The organism is Stenotrophomonas pictorum JCM 9942 (genome assembly GCF_001310775.1).
In the GTDB taxonomy this organism is placed as follows: Bacteria; Pseudomonadota; Gammaproteobacteria; order Xanthomonadales; family Xanthomonadaceae; genus Stenotrophomonas; species Stenotrophomonas pictorum.
This window is the reverse complement of sequence record NZ_BAZI01000024.1, coordinates 1-16,540: the sequence shown is the minus strand read 5'-3', so window position 1 is coordinate 16,540 and position 16,540 is coordinate 1. Positions and strand designations below refer to the sequence as shown.

General features: G+C 65.3%; 13 protein-coding genes and 3 pseudogenes. 10 read left to right on the top strand and 6 right to left on the bottom strand.

Features of this window, described 5'->3' with window-relative positions; translation table 11 throughout:
- Nucleotides 1-140: 140 nt before the first annotated feature.
- Complete coding sequence (pssA, locus tag JCM9942_RS02970) at nt 141-920, bottom strand: CDP-diacylglycerol--serine O-phosphatidyltransferase (RefSeq protein WP_054657512.1); 780 nt, start codon at nt 918-920, stop codon at nt 141-143.
- A gap of 85 nt (nt 921-1,005) precedes the next feature.
- On the opposite strand from pssA, the gene JCM9942_RS02965 reads away from it, so the two are divergent.
- From JCM9942_RS02965 to JCM9942_RS02955, 3 genes and pseudogenes are all read left to right on the top strand, one after another.
- Nucleotides 1,006-1,395: a DUF4124 domain-containing protein gene (locus JCM9942_RS02965; RefSeq protein ID WP_054657511.1), complete on the top strand. Its 390-nt coding sequence runs from the start codon at nt 1,006-1,008 to the stop codon at nt 1,393-1,395.
- Nucleotides 1,396-1,491: 96 nt separating this feature from the next.
- Nucleotides 1,492-3,186 (top strand): proline--tRNA ligase, encoded by a 1,695-nt coding sequence (locus JCM9942_RS02960; RefSeq protein ID WP_054657509.1) that lies wholly within the window; start codon nt 1,492-1,494, stop codon nt 3,184-3,186.
- A gap of 155 nt (nt 3,187-3,341) precedes the next feature.
- Nucleotides 3,342-3,716 (top strand): annotated as a pseudogene (locus JCM9942_RS02955) (H-NS histone family protein); the annotation flags it as partial.
- Between the two features lie 76 nt (nt 3,717-3,792).
- On the opposite strand, the gene JCM9942_RS02950 reads toward JCM9942_RS02955, so the two are convergent.
- Complete coding sequence (locus tag JCM9942_RS02950) at nt 3,793-5,052, bottom strand: threonine/serine exporter family protein (protein ID WP_054657506.1); 1,260 nt, start codon at nt 5,050-5,052, stop codon at nt 3,793-3,795.
- An 84-nt stretch (nt 5,053-5,136) separates the two neighbouring features.
- Between JCM9942_RS02950 and JCM9942_RS02945 the strand changes: the two genes are divergently transcribed.
- Genes JCM9942_RS02945 through JCM9942_RS02930 form a run of 4 tightly spaced genes read left to right on the top strand, consistent with a single transcriptional unit; the run spans nt 5,137 to nt 8,642 of the window.
- Nucleotides 5,137-6,249: an ABC transporter permease gene (locus JCM9942_RS02945; RefSeq protein WP_054657504.1), complete on the top strand. Its 1,113-nt coding sequence runs from the start codon at nt 5,137-5,139 to the stop codon at nt 6,247-6,249.
- Nucleotides 6,249-7,061 (top strand): ABC transporter ATP-binding protein, encoded by an 813-nt coding sequence (locus tag JCM9942_RS02940; protein WP_054657502.1) that lies wholly within the window; start codon nt 6,249-6,251, stop codon nt 7,059-7,061. Before JCM9942_RS02945 ends, JCM9942_RS02940 begins: the two co-directional genes overlap by 1 nt.
- 1 nt (nt 7,062) lies before the next feature.
- Nucleotides 7,063-7,989, top strand: coding sequence for an MlaD family protein (locus tag JCM9942_RS02935; protein WP_054657500.1), 927 nt, complete (start codon nt 7,063-7,065; stop codon nt 7,987-7,989).
- A complete protein-coding gene (locus tag JCM9942_RS02930) occupies nt 7,986-8,642 on the top strand; it encodes an ABC-type transport auxiliary lipoprotein family protein (protein WP_054657498.1) in 657 nt (218 codons plus the stop codon). Before JCM9942_RS02935 ends, JCM9942_RS02930 begins: the two co-directional genes overlap by 4 nt.
- On the opposite strand, the gene JCM9942_RS02925 is transcribed toward JCM9942_RS02930, so the two are convergent.
- The gene (locus JCM9942_RS02925) at nt 8,587-9,189 is read right to left on the bottom strand and encodes an alpha-ketoglutarate-dependent dioxygenase AlkB family protein (protein WP_054657496.1); all 603 of its coding nucleotides are present in this window, start codon (nt 9,187-9,189) and stop codon (nt 8,587-8,589) included. The genes JCM9942_RS02930 and JCM9942_RS02925 overlap by 56 nt on opposite strands.
- 136 nt (nt 9,190-9,325) lie before the next feature.
- Here JCM9942_RS02925 and JCM9942_RS02920 point away from each other — a divergent pair.
- Nucleotides 9,326-11,403, top strand: a pseudogene (locus JCM9942_RS02920) (glycoside hydrolase family 99-like domain-containing protein).
- Between the two features lie 40 nt (nt 11,404-11,443).
- On the opposite strand, the gene JCM9942_RS02915 reads toward JCM9942_RS02920, so the two are convergent.
- Nucleotides 11,444-12,079 (bottom strand): CoA transferase subunit B, encoded by a 636-nt coding sequence (locus JCM9942_RS02915; protein WP_054657494.1) that lies wholly within the window; start codon nt 12,077-12,079, stop codon nt 11,444-11,446.
- 1 nt (nt 12,080) lies between these two features.
- A pseudogene (locus tag JCM9942_RS02910) lies at nt 12,081-12,813 on the bottom strand (CoA transferase subunit A).
- A 145-nt stretch (nt 12,814-12,958) separates the two neighbouring features.
- On the opposite strand from JCM9942_RS02910, the gene JCM9942_RS02905 reads away from it, so the two are divergent.
- Together JCM9942_RS02905 and JCM9942_RS02900 are read left to right on the top strand one after the other, a co-directional pair.
- Nucleotides 12,959-14,305, top strand: coding sequence for a phosphohexomutase domain-containing protein (locus JCM9942_RS02905; RefSeq protein ID WP_054657492.1), 1,347 nt, complete (start codon nt 12,959-12,961; stop codon nt 14,303-14,305).
- 8 nt (nt 14,306-14,313) lie between these two features.
- A complete protein-coding gene (locus tag JCM9942_RS02900; RefSeq protein ID WP_054657490.1) occupies nt 14,314-15,717 on the top strand; it encodes a mannose-1-phosphate guanylyltransferase/mannose-6-phosphate isomerase in 1,404 nt (467 codons plus the stop codon).
- Between the two features lie 60 nt (nt 15,718-15,777).
- On the opposite strand, the gene rfbD is transcribed toward JCM9942_RS02900, so the two are convergent.
- Nucleotides 15,778-16,540: dTDP-4-dehydrorhamnose reductase (gene rfbD, locus JCM9942_RS02895; RefSeq protein WP_054657488.1), on the bottom strand; the 763-nt coding region annotated here is incomplete at its 5' end.

Sequence of the window (16,540 nt, the reverse complement as noted above, 5' to 3'; positions counted from 1 at the left end):
CGGCGACTGCCGCTCCGGTACCGCTGCGGCAGCCACCAGCGGCGCATCCAGCGCGCCGCCTTCCAGATACACCGTGTAGCCCATCGCCTGCAACCAGGCCTGCTGCTGCGGCGACCACACCGGCTCGGGCGAAAATTCCGTCACTGCACCTTGCCGGCCGGCTGCCGCCAACGCTGCAACAGCCACATCACCGGGCCGGACAGTGCATAGATCACACCCACCACGAACAAGGTGCGCGCCGGATCCAGCACCACGATCGAAATGACGATCGGCACCAGCGCCAGCACCATGAACGGGACGCGCTCGGAACGCGGCCCCTTTTCGCTGCCGCCCTTGAAGCTCCAGAACCGGATCCGGCTGACCATCAGCAGGCCCGACACCAAGGTCACCCCCAGGGCCACGTAGCGCAGCTCCTCGCCGCTCCAGCCCAGATCGCCATCGGCGAAGGCCCAGACGAAGGACATCATCAATCCCGCGGCGGCCGGACTGGCCAGGCCCACGAACCAGCGCTTGTCGACGGTGCCGACCTGGGTGTTGAAACGGGCCAGCCGCAACGCAGCGCAAGCCGCATACAGGAACGCGACCGACCAGCCGACCCGGCCCAGCACGTCGCCGTCGAACTTCAGCGAGGACAGCGCCCAGTGGTACATCACCAGTGCCGGCGCCATGCCGAAACTGACCAGATCGGCCAGCGAGTCGTACTGCACACCGAATTCGCTGCTGGTGCCGGTCAGACGCGCGACCCGGCCGTCCAGCCCGTCCATCACCGCCGCCACGAATACGGCGACGCTGGCCTGGACGAACTGGCCGTTGGAGGCGGCAATGATGGCGTAGAACCCGGCAAACAGCCCGGCGGTCGTGAACAGGTTCGGGAGCAGATAGATGCTGCGCGAACGCGGGGGGGGTCTCATTTCGTCCATCCGGGGAGTTTAATCGACTTGCCAGCCACGTCACCGGGTGCTGCAATCCCGGCTTCCCCCGTTTTCCCTGTTCCGGAGAGTTGCCATGCGTGCCCTGCCCCGCCTCTGCTGCCTGCTGGTGCTCGCCAGTGCCGCCACCGCCAGCGCCGGCAACCTCTACAAATGGAAAGACGCCAACGGCGTCACCCAGTATTCCGAGCGCCCACCGACCGGGCAGAAATATGAAACCCGCCGCGTCACCAACAGCGGCGCGGCCGTGGTGGAAGCCGCACCGGCCGCCGAAAACGGCCAGTCCGAGCAGTGCCTGGCCGCCCGCAAGAACATGGAACTGCTGGCCGGCAGCGCCCCGGTGATGCAGGACACCGATGGTGACGGCAAGCCGGATGCGACCCTGGACGATGCCCAGCGCGCCGCGCAGAAACAGCTGGCCGAATCGGCCGCCGCGGTCTATTGCAAGCCCGCCGCCAAGACCTGAGCCGGTTGGGCGGCACGCCCGGGAGCCACGGGCGCCCCCACCGGGGCGGAGAGACTGGCAAAATAGGCGATTCCGCCGTTTTGCGAAGCCTCTCCCATGCGTCTTTCCCGGTTCCACCTGCACACCACCAAGGAAACTCCCGCCGACGCCGAACTGGTCAGCCACCGGCTGATGCTGCGCGCGGGCATGATCCGCAAGCTGGCCTCGGGCCTGTACACCTGGTCGCCGCTGGGCCTGCGCGTGCTGCGCAAGGTCGAGGCCGTGGTGCGCGAGGAGATGGACCGCGCCGGCGCGGTGGAACTGCAGCTGCCGACGATCCAGCCCAAGGAGCTGTGGGAGGAGACCGGGCGCTGGGAGAAGTTCGGCGGCCAGCTGCTGAAAATCAAGGACCGCAAGGAGCAGGAGTACTGCTACAGCCCCACCGCCGAGGAAGCCATCACCGACTTCGCGCGCCAGGAACTGTCCAGCTACAAGCAGCTGCCGGTCAACTTCTACCAGATCCAGACCAAGTTCCGTGACGAGATCCGCCCGCGCTTCGGCGTGATGCGCGCGCGCGAGTTCCTGATGAAGGACGCCTATTCCTTCCATCTGGACGACGCCAGCCTGGTGGCCGAATACGAAAACATGAAGGCTGCCTACACCCGCATCTTCACCCGCCTGGGCCTGGAGTTCCGCGCGGTGCAGGCCGATTCGGGCGCGATCGGCGGTGATGCCTCGCAGGAATTCCACGTGATCGCCGATTCCGGCGAGGACGCGCTGGTGTTCTCCACCGGTTCGGACTATGCGGCCAATGTGGAGGCGGCGATCGCCGCCGATCCGGCCCCGCGTGCGGCCGCCAGCGAGCAGCTGCGCAAGATCGACACCCCGACCCAGAAGACCTGCGAGGAGGTGGCCGCACTGATCGACATCGCCCTGCAGCGCACGGTCAAGTCGGTGGCGCTCATAGCCGGCGAAGGCCAGTTCGTACTGGCGCTGGTGCGTGGCGACCACGAGGTCAACGAGATCAAACTGGCCAAGGTCGAAGGCCTGGCCGATTACCGCATGGCCAGCGAAGCGGAGATTGCCGAGTATCTGGGCAGCGAGCCGGGCTTCCTCGGCCCGTTGAATCCGCGCAAAGCCCTGCGCGTGATTGCCGACCGTGAAGTGGCGGCGATGGCCGATTTTGTCGTCGGTGCCAATGAAACCGGCTTCCATATCGCCGGCGTCAACTGGGGCCGTGACCTGGCCGAACCGGAAGTGGCCGATATCCGCAACGTGGTGGCCGGTGACCGCGCCCGTGACGGCGGCGAGCTGAAAATCGCCCGCGGCATCGAAGTCGGCCACGTGTTCCAGCTCGGCCGCAAATATGCCCAGGCGCTCAAAGCCACCGTACTCGACGTCAATGGCAAGGCCACGGTGATGGCGATGGGTTGTTACGGTATCGGCGTCTCGCGCATCGTCGCTGCGGCGATCGAGCAGAACCATGACGAGGCGGGCATTATCTGGCCGGCGGCGATGGCGCCGTGGCAGGCGGTGGTATGCATGATCAATCCGAAGCAGGATCCGGCCGTGGTCGCCGCCGCCGAAGCGCTGCTGGCCGAGCTGCAGGCCGCCGGCGTCGACGCCGCGCTGGATGACCGTGGCCTGCGCCCGGGTGCGATGTTCGCCGATATGGAACTGATCGGTATCCCGCACCGCATCGTGGTTTCCGAGCGCGGCCTGGCCGCCGGCACCTATGAGTACCGGGCCCGCTCGGCCAGTGAAGCGGAGAATCTGGACAAGACCGCACTGCTGGCGAAAATCGCCTTCTGATTGAAAAGGGCCGGAACAGATTCCGGCCCTTTTCATTTGGACTTAACCTCCGGGCATATATTTGATTTGTCATCACCACGGCCGCCCCGTTATGCTTTGGCACGCTGCCACGGAATGGCTCCGCCTTATCACCCATTATCCGGAGTAGTTATTCGATGAGTATCGATCTGTCCCACCTGTCGGCCAAAGAGCTGGCCGTCCTGATCCGCGACGCACAAAAGCGCAAGACCCTGGTCGCCAAGCGCCAGCCGATCGCCAAGGCCCGCGCCGCGGTTATCGCCGCCGCCAAGAAGGCCGGCTACACCATCGAGGAACTGTTCGGTACCGGCGCCCCGGCTGTGAAAGCCACGCGTGCCACCAAGACCACCAAGAGCGCTGCCAAAACCGGCCGCAAACTGCCCAAGGTGGCACCGAAGTACCGTAATCCGGCCAATGCCGAGCAGACCTGGACCGGTCGCGGCAAGCAGCCGCGCTGGCTGGCCGAATACACCGGACAGGGCCGCAAGGTCGAGGATTTCCTGATCCAGCAGTAAGCCGGACCGGTTGTCCTGATAGACAAACGCCGGCATCTGCCGGCGTTTTGTTTTTCCGCCGTCGCTCCGCCGGTCAGAGATTATTGCGGGCCGGAATCAGCAGATTGCCGAACAGCAGCCCTGCCACCAGCGCCATCACCACATTGACCACGGTCAGCATCGCCGATTCACCGGCATTCACGTTTTGCTGCTGCACCAGACTCAATACCCCGCGCAGACTGGTACTGCCGGGAACCAGCATGATGATGCCCGGCAGGCGGACGATCGCGCCGGGGCGATGGGCCAGACGACCGAACAGATTGCCCGCGGCGGTCAAGGCCATCGCCGCCAGAAACACCCCCGCCGGCGCGCCCCACACCTGGCCGCCATAACGCGATATCGCATAACCGGCCACCGAGGCGGCCATTACCCACGGATAATCCCGGCCACTGGCGCGGAACAGCATCGCAAACGCGAACGAGGCCACCAGTACCGACCCCCATTCCACCCAGTCCGATTGCGGGCGCGAGGCGCGGATTTCCGGCTCCAGTCCGATGAAATGGGCGATGGTCACCGCGATCATCGCGCCCACGGTGAGTTTCATGATCGTGGTCAGCGCCCCGGCAAACCGCGCCGTGCCCGAGACCCAGTGCTGGCTGGCCAGTTCATTGACCGCATTGGTCAGCGCCATACCCGGCAGCAATACCACCAGCGACGCGATGATCACCGTGTTCAGATTCAGCGGCCCGATAAAGGTGGCCACCAGTACCGCGACAAATCCGGCCAGCAACGCCGCCAGCGCATCAGCCGCTTCGCGCGAGGCGGTACGCCGATCGGTATAGAACAGCATCAGGCCGATCAGCAGGCCGGTCACCCCGGCGGTGGCGATATCCAGCCACGGCAACCGCCACAACCCGGCCACCCCCGCCGATCCGAGCGCGAACGACATCAGCATCTGGATCTTGCCGCGCAAACCCGGATCCTTGTCCAGTTGGCGCAGCGCGGTATGGCCCTGGGCGATACTCATCTGCCCGCCGGCCACCGCATCTGCGATCTGGTCGGCCATGGCCAGTTTATGCAGATCGTTATCGCCGGGCCCCAGCCGGATCACCCGGGTGATATCGCTGGAACCGATCGCCCGGGTCGGATCACTGAAACTGAGGATAAGACCGGTCGGGTTGGACCACGGCTCGCAATCCAGATCCAGCCGCTGCGCCAGCGCGACCACCGCCGCCTCCAGCCGTTGCGCGGTGGTGCCGTAGCTGTGCAGACGTCCGGCGATCTCCGCAACGAAGGCCACACGCTGGGCATAGGTGGCCCGGTTGGAGACAGCGACGATAGGTTCGGCAGACATGGCCGCTAGTATCACCCGGAAGCGCCATTCATACTCATCCTTGTACACGCAGGGACAAGGTATGCTCGGCAGCGGATGCCACCCATGAAAGATCACCCACCACCCCACTACCTGCTCGATCCGGACATCGAGGGCCAGCTCCGCTTGTCGGGCAGCTGGACGCTCGCCACCGCGTTGCGGGCGACCGAGCTGCTGGGGCAAATCACCGCACCGGTGCACAGCGTCGACGCGCGCGCGGTCGACGGCCTGGATTCGGCCGGGGTATTGCTGCTGCTGCGCTACGCGCACCGGGCCGGTATCCCCGACGAGGCGCTGCGGTTCCGGGATGAACACAAGGCGCTGGTGTGCACGATCGAGGAAGTGGCCGACGAGCGTCCCAAGCCGCCGCGCGACTACGGCATCATCGCCGCGCTGGAGCGGCTGGGCCGTTCGGTCCACGCCATCGGCCGCAACATCGTGGTGCTGGTCAACTTCCTCGGCGAGAACCTGGTCAAGCTCGGCCGTCTACTGCGCCAGCCACGGCGTCTGCGCCTGACCGCCACCGTCAGCCACATGGAAGATGTCGGACTGGACGCGGTGCCGCTGGTGGCGTTGCTGTCCTACCTGGTGGGCGCGGTGATCGCCTTCCTCGGCTCGACCATCCTGCGTGACTTCGGCGCGGAGATTTTCGTGGTGGAACTGGTTTCCATCGCGTTCCTGCGCGAATTCGCGGTGCTGCTGACCGCGATCGTCCTGGCCGGGCGCACGGCCAGCGCCTTCACCGCGCAGATCGGCGCAATGAAGGCGCGCGAGGAGATCGACGCGATCCAGACCCTCGGGCTGGATCCGATCGATCTGCTGGTGCTGCCGCGGGTGATCGCCCTGCTGGTGATGCTCCCGCTGCTGACCTTCGTGGCCATGCTCGCCGGACTGGCCGGCGGCGTCACCGTGGGCGCGTTCGACCTGGATATCCCGCCACAGATGTACCTGGCACGCATGCATGACACGATCGAAGTGCGACACATGCTGGTGGGCCTGTCCAAAGCGCCGGTGTTTGCGCTGATCATCGCGCTGATCGGCTGCCTGGAAGGCCTGAAAGTGGAAGGCACCGCACAGTCGGTCGGTGAGCGCACCACCTCCAGCGTGGTGCAGACCATTTCGCTGGTGATCATCCTCGACGCATTGGCCGCGCTGTGGTTCATGCACATGGACTGGTAATGATGGCCATCGCTTCGAAGAATGGTGCGCACACCCCCGACCTGGCCATCCGCGTATGCGGGCTGGTCAACCGTTTCGGCAGCCAGACCGTGCACGAGGGGCTAGATCTGGAAGTCCGCCGCGGCGAGATCCTGGGTATCGTCGGCGGCTCGGGTACCGGCAAATCGGTGCTGATGCGCTCCATCCTGGGACTGCGCACACCCGATGCCGGACAGATCGAGGTGCTGGGCGTGAACGCCCGCTCGGGTGACCCCGCCGACCGGCTGCGGATCGAGCGCAATACCGGCGTGCTGTTCCAGGATGGTGCCCTGTTCTCCTCGCTCACGGTCGGCGAGAACGTGCAGGTGCCGCTCAAGGAGCATCATCCCGAACTGAGCGAGCGCTGGCACTACGAGCTGGCATTGCTGAAGGTGAAACTGGCCGGTCTGCCGGCCGATGCGATCAACAAGCTGCCCTCGCAGCTGTCCGGCGGCATGCGCAAGCGTGCCGGCCTGGCCCGCGCGTTGGCGCTGGACCCGCCCTTGCTGTTTCTGGATGAACCCACCGCCGGGCTCGACCCGATCGGCGCGGCCGCCTTCGACCGGCTGATCAAGACTCTGCAGGAAGCGCTGGGCCTGACCGTGTTCCTGATCACACACGATCTGGACACGCTTTACGCTATCTGTGACCGCGTGGCGGTGCTGGCCGACCAGAAAGTGATCGCCAACGCGCCGCTGCCCGAAATCGAACAGCTGGATCATCCGTGGATCCGCGAATACTTCCACGGCCCCCGCGCCCGCGCCGCGCGCGGACAACTGCCCGAGCACGCCTGATATGGAAACCAAAGCCAATTACGTCCTGATCGGCGCCTTCACCCTGATCATCTCGATCGCGCTGCTGTTCTTCGGTCTATGGGCGGCCAAGTACTCCTCCGACCGCACCTGGCAGCAATACCGGGTAGTGTTCGATGAGGCTGTCACCGGCCTGTCGGTCGGCAGCCCGGTGCAATACAACGGCATCGCCGTAGGCTCGATCACCGAGCTTTCACTCGCCCCCGAGGATCCGCGCAAGGTGATCGCGCGCCTGCGCCTGAACTCGACCACGCCGGTGAAAACCGACACCCGCGCCAAGCTCGCCATCACCAGCCTGACCGGGCCGGCGATCATCCAGCTCAGTGGCGGCACGCCACAGGCAGCGGCGCTGACGGCCGCCAGCAACGAACCGATTCCGACCATCGCCACGGCGCCCTCGGCACTGCAGAACATCACCGATGTGGCCAATCGCGTGGTCGAGCGCATGGACCAGCTGCTCAGCGACGAGAACGTGGGCAAGATCACCACCACGCTGGCCCACCTGGAGACCATCAGCGGCGGTTTGGCCGACCGCGACGAAGGCACCCGGGCGCTGCTGCTGGAAGCACGCGATGCCGCGCGCAACCTCAATGTGACCCTGGGTACGGCCAATGGGGCGATCCAGCATCTGGACCAGAACGTGCTGCGGCAGCTGCCGGCCTCGCTGGAAAAACTCGATACCAGCCTGTCCAAGCTCGACTCGGCCGCCGGCAATGCCGATGCGATCCTTGGCGAGAACCGCGCGGCCATCAACAGCTTCGCCAACGATGGACTGGCCCAGCTGGGCCCGACCCTGACCGAACTGCGCGGACTGATCCGCGACCTGCGCCGGGTCAGTGACCGGCTGGAGAACAACCCGGCGCGCTACCTGCTCGGTCGCGATGCCCCGAAGGAATTCGAACCGAAATGAAGCTTTCCTTTTCAATCCGACTGATCGCGCCATGGTGTGTGCTGGCACTGGCCGGCTGCTCGGTGCTGGCCGGCGGCGACCGCCAATCCACCACCATCTATGCCCCGCAGGTGCGCGTGCAGGCCGATCCGGCCTGGCCCAGCGTTGACTGGCAGCTGGCCATCGCCAAGCCCAGCGCCGCGCGCCTGGTCGACAGCCCGCGCATCAATGTGCGGCCGACGCCGGGCGAACTGGAGGTCTACAAGGGGGCGACCTGGTCGCAACCGGCCACCGACATTCTCGAAGACACCCTGTTGCGCGGTTTCGAGGATTCCGGACGGATCGACGCGGTGGCGCGCATTGCGGCCGGTATCCGCTCCGACTACAAGCTCACCACCGACCTGCGCCGCTTCGAAGCCGATTACCGCGGCGGCGACACCCCGGCGGCGACCATCGAGCTCAATGCCAAGCTGATCCACAGCATCGACCAGCGCGTGGTCGCCTCGCGCACGTTCCTGGTTGCCGAACCGGCCGCCTCCGCTGAGCTGCCCAGCGTGGCGCGCGCCTTTGAAACCGCGCTGGACAAGACGGCTGGCGATCTGATCGGCTGGACGCTGGTCAGCGGCCAGCAGGACGCCGCGGCGCTGCCCGCTCAAGGATCTGTCGGAAAGTAAGGTTGATGCGCTCGCCAGTCGGGCGCCGCGTCTTCGGCAGTGCATGCTGGTAGAAGCGCTGGGTATCGCCGGCCATCACCAGCAGATCCCCGTGGCCGAGCAGGAACTCCCGCTTGCAGGAATGGTCGTCGCGCCGGCGCAGCAGAAAGCGCCGCGGCGCCCCCAGGCTCAGCGAGGCGATCAACGGACGCTCGCCCAGCTCCGGCTCGTCGTCGCTGTGCCAGCCCATGCTGTCACCACCATTGCGATATCGGTTGAGCAGCACGCTGTTGAATCGACTCTGGCAAGCCTGCTGCAACCTTTCACGCAGCGGCAGCAACGACTCCAACCACGGATGCGGCACGAAATCCGCGCCGGAATAACGATAGAACGCGCCTGCATCGCCCATCCAGCAGCTCAACCGCGGCGAATCCACCCAGCGCCCGAACATGCGCAGGCGATGGACTTCCCACGGTACCCCGTCGTGCAGAGCGAGCAGCAATGCATCGGCCTCGGCGGGCGGGAGCCAGCCACGCTTGTATAAGACATTCAGCACCATGCTGGTCATATCGGAACAGCATACTTGAATGCATCCGCGCCATCGTTTGCGGAGCCGCTCCCGAAGCTGGAGAATTCCCACCGCCCTATGCCGTTGCCGAAGACCCCATGCCCGTTGCCCTAGCCTGCCGGCCGATTTTCCAGCGATGACCGATAAACGCTTGCGCCAATCGCTTTTTCCACTGCTGCGTGCCGTGTTCCGAGCGCTGCCGTTGTCCGAAAGCCAACGTGACCGCCTGCGCACGCGACTGCTAGAACGTCATGGTCATTGGGTACCGCTGCCGCCGCGCGGTCGTCAGGAGGAGGGCGCTCCACTTCCAAGCATGTGCCCCGGCGCGCAACTACGTTGTCGTGCGGATGAAGCAGCTATCGGACATGTGTCATGGCGGCAGGCTCCACTGCCCTCGCCGTTGCCTGCGACGCTGGTTGCCTTCTATCTGCCCCAGTTCCACACGTTTCCGGAAAACGACAGCTGGTGGGGCAAGGGTTTCACAGAGTGGCGCAACGTGACCCGGGCCTTGCCCCAGTTTGAAGGCCATGTGCAACCACGTCTGCCAGCTGACTTAGGTTTCTATGATCTTCGAAACCCCCAAGTGATGCGCAACCAGGCGAAACTCGCCACCGAATACGGCATCGGCGCATTCTGTTTCTACTATTACTGGTTCAGTGGTCGCACCCTGATGGAGGATCCACTACGCCAGTGGTTGGCCGACGAAAGCATCGACCTGTCGTTCTGCATGTGCTGGGCGAATGAGAACTGGACCCGGCGCTGGGACGGGCGCGACGGGGATATCCTGATAGGACAGCAGCACAGTGCAGCGGACGACCTGGCCTTCATCCAGCACATCGCACCCTACCTGCGCGACCGCCGGGCACTGAAAGTCGAAGGCAAGCCGATACTACTGGTGTATCGCCCGCTACTGCTGCCCGATGCCCGGGCAACCGCCGGGCGCTGGCGACAGTGGTGTCGTGACAACGACGTGGGCGAAATCCACTTGGCCTACGTACAGGGGTTTGAACGCCCGGATCCGCGCGCCATCGGCTTTGATGCTGCCGTCGAATTCCCGCCCAACATGAGCAATCCGACTTCATTGTCGGCACAGCAGTGGCTGATCAACCCTGACTTTCACGGCGATGTTCGCGACTGGCGGGAATTGGCCAAGGAAATCGTTTCACGACCACTCCCCGACTATCCACTCTACCCGGGCGTGAACCCTGGCTGGGACAACGAAGCCCGGCGCTCTGGAAATGGCCGTATCTACCTGCATGCATCTCCACGTGGCTATCGCGACTGGCTGCATGAAACAGTTTACGGACGCCTAGCCGCGGCAGCTCCGGAGCAACGCCTCGTCTTCATCAACGCGTGGAATGAATGGGCTGAGGGAGCGGTACTGGAACCTGATACCCGGCTCGGCCATGCCTGGTTGGAAGCAACACGCTCAGCGCTGGCTCCTGCCCGTGAGATGCCGCCGGCCTCCCACCCCTGCGCCGTCATCCATGCCTGGTATCCCGACGTGTTCGCCGAACTGCTGCAGGCGCTACAGGACAGTGGACTGACCTGGCGACTGGTGATCACCACCAGCATGAACAGCATGCGGAAATCGAGCGGCTACTTGCCACGTATGGCATGTCGGGGGAGATCCACGCTTTCCCCAACCATGGCCGAGACATTCTGCCTTTCCTGCATGTGGCCGAGGCCCTGCTGGAGGAGGGCGAAGATATAGTGCTGAAACTGCATACCAAGCGTTCGGTTCACCGCCACGATGGTGAGCAGTGGCGGAATGAGATTGTCAGCCGCCTGCTTGCACCGGAACGCGCCGCCCGGATCGTCGAGGGGTTCCGCGCCGATCCGGTGCTCGGCCTGGTGCCTCCTGAGGGGCACGTCCAGCGGCTGGACTATTTCTGGGGCGCGAATGAGCGCAACGTGCGCCGCCTGCTTACCCGCTTCGGGCTCCCGCAGGCGGACCCAGACAACGACTGTTTCATCGCCGGCAGCATGTTCTGGGTCCGTTTGAGGGCCCTGCGACCAATGCTGGATACGCACTTGCAACCCTCCCTGTTTGAAGCGGAAGCCGGACAGGTGGATGGGACCCTTGCGCATGCGCTCGAGCGCACGTTCACACTGGTTGCCCGGCATGCCGGGTTCATCCAGAAGGATGCGGCCACGCTGCTGGGCCTGCCACATGACGATGACTCGACGTATGCCTACGCCCGACGGAGCTGAAGCACAGACGCGAGGGGCTGCGAAACAGCCCCTCCAATCATCACTCTGCGCGCCGGAACGGCACGCCGGTCTTTTCCTTAAGCTCCTCATAGCTGACGCCCGGTGCGGCTTCCACCAGCACCAGGCCGTTGTCGGTAATGTCGAACACCGCCAGATCGGTGATGATGCGATCAACCACCCCCACGCCAGTCAGCGGCAGCGTGCAGTCGGCCAGGATCTTGTGTTCACCGTTCTTGGCGGTGTGCTCCATCAGCACCACCACGCGCTGCACGCCGGCCACCAGATCCATCGCGCCGCCCATGCCCTTGACCATCTTGCCGGGCACCATCCAGTTGGCCAGGTCGCCCTTGTCGGTGACCTGCATCGCGCCGAGGATGGCCAGGTTGATGTGACCGCCGCGGATCATCGCGAACGAATCATGGCTGCCGAAGTAGCTGGCACCGGCACGCGCGGTGACGGTCTGCTTGCCGGCATTGATCAGGTCGGCATCCACTTCGGCTTCGGTCGGGAACGGGCCGATGCCAAGCAGGCCGTTCTCGGACTGCAGCCATACGTCCATGCCTTCGGGGATATGGTTGGCAACCAGGGTCGGCAGGCCGATACCCAGGTTCACATACGCACCATCGGTCAGCTCGCGCGCGGCGCGCTGTGCCATTTCGTCACGGGTCCAGGCCATTTCAGTTCCCCTCCTGACGCACAGTGCGCTGCTCGATGCGCTTTTCCGGCGTTGCGTTCAATACGATGCGATCGACGTAGATCCCCGGCAGGTGCACCTGGTCCGGATCGATGGCGCCGACCGGCACGATCTCCTCCACCTCGACCACGCAGACTTTGCCGGCCATCGCGCAGGCCGGATTGAAGTTGCGCGCGGTCTTGCGGAACAGCAGGTTGCCGGCTTCGTCGGCCTTCCACGCCTTGACCAGCGACACGTCGGCCTTGAGCGCGGTCTCCAGCACATAGTGTTTGCCGTCGATCTCGCGGGTTTCCTTGCCTTCGGCCACCACAGTGCCGTAGCCGGTGGCAGTGAAGAAGGCGGGGATGCCCGCTCCGCCGGCGCGCAGGCGCTCGGCCAGGGTGCTGCGGGTTGAACTCCAGCTCCAGTTCACCGGCCAGGTACTGGCGCTCGAACTCCTTGTTCTCGCCCACATAGGACGAAATCATCTTCCTGATCTGGCGGGTTTCCAGCAGCTGGCCCAGGCCGAAGCCATCGACACCGGCGTTGTTGGAAATCGCCGTCAGCCCCTTGACCCCACTGTCGCGCAACGCGGCGATCAGGGCCTCGGGAATGCCGCACAGGCCGAAGCCGCCGACCGCCAGCGTCTGCCCGTCGGCCACGATGCCGGCCAGCGCCTCGGCAGCGGAGGCATACAGCTTGCCGCGCTTGCCGGTCGGGGTAGAGAGATCGCTCATCGCATCACGCCCACAATAACCAAGGATGCGCGCATTCTAGCGGCGTTCCCGGATCAGTCGCCTTGGACCTTCGTCCAGCCCGCAGACAGCCAGTTACGTAGAGGGCGACTAAACTAGGCGCCTTTATTCCAGCAGGATGCATGCAATGCCTCTCCCCGCCTTCAAGGCCTACGACATCCGCGGCCGCGTGCCGGAAGAACTCAATCAAGACATCGCCCGGAAAGTCGGCAAGGCGCTGGCGGCCCAGCTCGGGGAAGGCGCGGTGGTTCTCGGGCATGACGTGCGCCTGACCAGTCCGGCGTTGCAGGACGCACTGGCCGCCGGTCTGCGTGGCGAGGGCCGGGAGGTGATCGATATCGGCCTGTGCGGTACCGAGGAGGTCTACTTCCAGACCGATCATCTCGGTGCGGCCGGTGGGGTGATGGTCACCGCCAGCCACAATCCGATGGACTACAACGGGATGAAGCTGGTGAAGGAGAGCGCGCGTCCGATCAGCTCCGATACCGGGCTTTTCGCGATCTCCGATGCCGTCGCCGCCGATACGTCCGAGGCGCAAACGCCGCGTGGCGGTCTGCGCACCGAATATGACAAGAGCGCCTACATCCAGCACCTGCTCGGCTATGTGGACGCCGCCGCACTCAAGCCGCTGAAGCTGGTGGTCAATGCCGGCAACGGCGGCGCCGGCGCCGTCATCGATCTGCTGGCACCGCACCTGCCGCTGGATTTCGTGCGCATCTGCCACGAGCCCGATGGCAGCTTCCCCAATGGCATCCCCAACCCGCTGCTGCCGGAGAACCGTGCGCTCACCGCACAGGCAGTGCGCGAACACGGTGCCGACTTCGGCATCGCCTGGGACGGCGACTTCGACCGCTGCTTCTTCTTCGACCACAACGGCCGCTTCATCGAAGGCTATTACCTGGTCGGCCTGCTGGCCCAGGCCATCCTCGCCCGCAACCCGGGCGGCAAGATCATCCACGATCCGCGCCTGACCTGGAACACGGTGGAAATGGTCGAAGCCGCCGGCGGCGTGCCGGTGCTGTGCAAGAGCGGCCACGCCTTCATCAAGGAGAAGATGCGTGCCGAGAACGCCGTCTACGGCGGCGAGATGAGCGCCCATCACTACTTCCGCGAATTCGCCTATGCCGACTCGGGCATGATCCCCTGGCTGCTGATCGCCGCGCTGGTTTCCAGCAGTGGCCGATCGCTGGCCGAACTGGTGGAAGACCGCATGGCGCGCTTCCCCTGCAGTGGCGAGATCAACTTCAAGGTCGCCGATGCGAAGGCGGCGGTGGCGCGTGTGATGGCGCATTTCGCCGCGCAGTCGCCGATGCTGGACCACACCGACGGTATCAGTGCCGATTTCGGTGACTGGCGCTTCAACCTGCGCAGTTCCAACACCGAACCGCTGCTGCGCCTGAACGTGGAAACCCGCGGTGATGCCACGTTGCTGGCGCTGCGCACCCACGAGATTTCCGACCTTATCTCCGCCTGAGGCCCTCCATGAACCCGATCCTGCCCGTCATCCTCTCCGGCGGTTCCGGCACGCGCCTGTGGCCGCTGTCGCGTGAGGCGTACCCGAAGCAGTTCCTGCCGCTGACCGGCGAGCGCACCATGCTGCAGGCGACTTGGCTGCGTGTGGCCGATATCGCCGCGCAGGCGCCCATCGTGGTCGCCAACGAATCGCATCGTTTTGTGGCCGCCGAACAGCTGCAGCAGGTTGGTACCGCACCGTCGGCGATCCTGCTGGAACCGGCCGGCCGCAACACCGCCCCGGCCATCGCCGCCGCCGCGCTGGAGGCCCGCCGCAACGGTGAAGATCCCCTGCTGCTGGTGCTGCCCTCGGATCACCTGATCAATGACATTCCCCGCTTCCACCAGGCCATCGCCCAGGCCGCCAGCCTCGCCGGACAGGGCAAGCTGGTGACCTTCGGCATCCAGCCGACCGCGCCGGAGACCGGCTACGGCTACATCAAGGCGGTGGCCGGTGAGGGTCCGCGCGCGATCGAGCGCTTTGTCGAGAAGCCCGATCTGCAGACCGCACAGGGTTACGTCGCCTCGGGCGAGTACTACTGGAACAGTGGCATGTTCCTGTTCCGCGCGTCCCGTTATCTGGAGGAGCTCGAACGCCTGCAGCCGCAGATCCTGGCTGCCTGCCGTACATCATGGGAGCGGGCCCGCCGCGACAGCGACTTCATCCGCCTGGATGCGGACGCCTTCCAGGCCAGCCCGTCGGACTCCATCGATTACGCGGTGATGGAAAAGACCGCCGATGCGGCTGTGGTGCCGCTGGATGCGGGCTGGAGCGATGTCGGCTCATGGACCGCCCTGCGCGACGTGTCCGCGCAGGACGCCGACGGCAACGCCCATCGCGGCGATGTCATCGCCATCGATTGCCACAACACCTTCGCCTATGGCGACCGTCTGATCGCGATGGTCGGCCTGAAGGATGTGGTCGTGGTCGAAACCGATGACGCGGTGCTGGTCGGCAGATCCGACCGCATGCAGGAGGTCAAGGATGTGGTGGCCCGACTGAAGGCCGACGGTCGCAGCGAAGCCACCTGGCATCGCAAGGTCTACCGCCCCTGGGGGGCCTACGATTCCATCGACAACGGCGAGCGTTTCCAGGTCAAGCGCATCACCGTCAAGCCCGGCGGCACGCTGAGCCTGCAGATGCACCACCACCGTGCCGAGCACTGGATCGTGGTCAGCGGTACCGCCGAGGTCACCCGCGGTGAGGAAGTGTTGCTGCTGACCGAGAACCAGAGCACCTATATCCCGCTGGGCGTGACCCACCGTCTGCGCAACCCCGGCAGGTTGCCGCTGGAGCTGATCGAAGTGCAGTCGGGCAGCTACCTGGGCGAAGACGATATCGTGCGCTTCGAGGACACCTACGGCCGCACCTGAGCCGCACCGATCGCCGCATATGAAAAGCCCCGGGAACTCCGGGGCTTTTCATTCCATCGATCAGCGCTGTGCGCGCAATTGACCGATCACCCGCTGCAGGCCTTCCCGCCACGGCGGCAACACGATGCCAAAGTCCTGCTGCAGTTTGGCATTGTCCAGTACCGACCAGGCCGGACGCCGGGCGGGTGTGGGATATTCCGCGCTGCTGATCGCGTGAACGTGCGGCGCCCTGGTCAGCAGCCCGGCAGACACCGCCTCGGCAAAAATCGCCTCGGCAAAGCCGTGCCAGCTGGTCTGCCCGGAGGCGGTCAGATGCCAGGTGCCGGACAACTGCTCCGGATGCTGCAGTGCTTTGGCCGTAACCTCGGCAATCAGCACCGCCGGCGTCGGCGTTCCGATCTGGTCAGCGACCACGCGCAGTTCCTCACGCTCGGCCCCCACCCGCAGCATCGTGCGCAGGAAATTGGCTCCGTGCGAGGCATACACCCAGGCGGTGCGGAAAATCAGATGGTGACCACCGGCAGCCCGTACCGCGTCCTCGCCATAGCGCTTGCTGGTGCCATACACGCCCAGCGGCGCGGTCGGCTCATCCTCGCGATACGGTGCCGTGCCTTGGCCGTCGAACACGTAGTCGGTGGAGTAATGCACCAGCGGCACGCCATGGGCCGCGCACCAGCGTGCGATCACGCCCGGTGCCTGCGCGTTGGCGGTGAAGGCCGCCTCAACGTCCTGCTCGGCGCGGTCCACGGCGGTGTATGCCGCCGCGTTGACCACCACCGAGGGTTGCAGGCGATCCAGCAGCGCCGGCAGGCTGTCCGGCTGG